This window comes from Rugamonas violacea, assembly GCF_016461825.1.
Lineage (GTDB): Bacteria > Pseudomonadota > Gammaproteobacteria > Burkholderiales > Burkholderiaceae_D > Rugamonas.
In genome coordinates, this window is the sequence record NZ_JAEMNU010000056.1 from 1 (window position 1) to 805 (window position 805).

Sequence of the window (805 nt, forward strand, 5' to 3'; positions counted from 1 at the left end):
CGGCCATTTCGTCAACCTTCTTTTTCTACCCCGCTGACTCTGCACTGCGCTGTTTTGCGTGCTCCGTTTGCGGGGAGGCGAACTATAGCAAAGCCACCTATCCTCCGCAAGGCTTTTTTCTCAAACCTGCCTTGCTGCTACAATCGCGGCCTTTTGCCATATATGGCAGGTCGATCAGGAGAGGTGTGATGGAGCACGGCAGTAACAATACAACCAAGCGCGGCGGCTTCAGTTCCAGCTTCGGCGTACTGGCGGCAACGCTGGGTTCCGCAGTTGGTCTCGGCAATATCTGGAAATTCCCTTACTTAACTGGCGCCAACGGTGGTGCCGGCTTCCTGCTGGTCTACCTGCTGGCCACCTTGGTCATCGGCTTACCGGTGATGATCGCGGAGATCACCATCGGGCGCAGCGCCAAAGCCAATCCCATCACCGCGCTGCAAAAGCTCAGTCCCAAGGGGCAGCCGTGGTGGCTGCTCGGCGCAGCCGGCATGTTGGCATCCTTTCTGATTTTGTCTTTCTACTCCGAAGTAGTGGCTTGGGTCTTTGCCTATGTGGTCAAGGCCGTTGGCGGCTCTATCCTCAGTAGCGATCGCCTGGTGACGGAGGCGGCATTCAGCAGCCTGATCGCCGACCCGGTGCAGTCGCTGCTGTGGCAGTGGGGCGTGTTGATGTTCATTGGCAGCATCCTGCTCATGGGCGTGACAAAAGGAATATTGATTAGCGCTGATCTTCATCTTCGCCGAACTGTCCGGCCCGCCAATGGTCCAACCTGGTGTGGCACGACGCTGCGGATACCAACGGGGGC

The 805-nt window shown here is 58.0% G+C and carries 1 pseudogene; it reads left to right on the forward strand.

Features of this window, described 5'->3' with window-relative positions:
* Positions 1-188: 188 nt before the first annotated feature.
* A pseudogene (locus H7U20_RS12085) lies at positions 189-805 on the forward strand (hypothetical protein); the annotation flags it as partial.